General features: G+C 44.3%; 1 protein-coding gene. It reads left to right on the top strand.

What is annotated here, in order from left to right:
• Positions 1 to 158: 158 nt before the first annotated feature.
• Positions 159 to 724, top strand: a 566-nt coding sequence (locus tag R7190_RS27295; protein ID WP_318137859.1) for an SDR family NAD(P)-dependent oxidoreductase, incomplete at its 3' end; no start/stop codon positions are given.

Below are 724 nucleotides of genomic sequence, written 5' to 3'. Positions count from 1 at the left end.
TTTTGAAAACTATTGGGCATATTTAGAAGTTAACGAGCGTTAAAATCAGAAAGTCATGCTGCTTCAAAGAATGGCGTTCGTAAGATGTGAATCAGCCTATATTCCGTTACCTTAATTGGTACACACATTAGAAAGCATTTTTACGAACGAGGTAGAAAATGATTGTAATCACAGGTGCAAGTAGCGGCTTAGGGGCGGAGTTGGCCAAGCTTTATGATGCGGAAGGGAAAGCCACTTATCTGACTGGACGAAGTGAGAGTAAGCTCTCTACAGTCACAAACTGCTTATCGAACAATGTTGGCTATCGAGCTTGTGATCTCGCATCCCATCAAGAAGTGGAACAATTGTTTGAACAATTAGATTCTATTCCGAGCACGGTGGTTCACAGTGCAGGCAGTGGGTACTTTGGGTTGTTACAAGAGCAAGATCCAGAGCAGATTCAAACCTTAATAGAGAATAATCTCAGCTCAGCGATTAACGTGCTGCGGGAGTTGGTTAAGCGATACAAGGATCAGCCTGTTAATGTAGTGATGATCATGTCTACTGCGGCTCAGCAGCCCAAAGCTCAAGAATCCACATACTGCGCTGTGAAATGGGCAGTCAAAGGATTGATTGAATCGGTTCGTCTGGAGCTGAAAGGTAAGCCAATGAAGATTATTGCCGTGTATCCGGGAGGAATGGCGACGGAGTTTTGGGAAACCAGTGGTAAGAGCTTGGATACGAG

Source organism: Vibrio sp. 1078-1 (assembly GCF_033340475.1).
The sequence above is the reverse complement of the archived record's forward strand: the minus strand, read 5'-3'. Positions and strand labels throughout refer to the sequence as shown.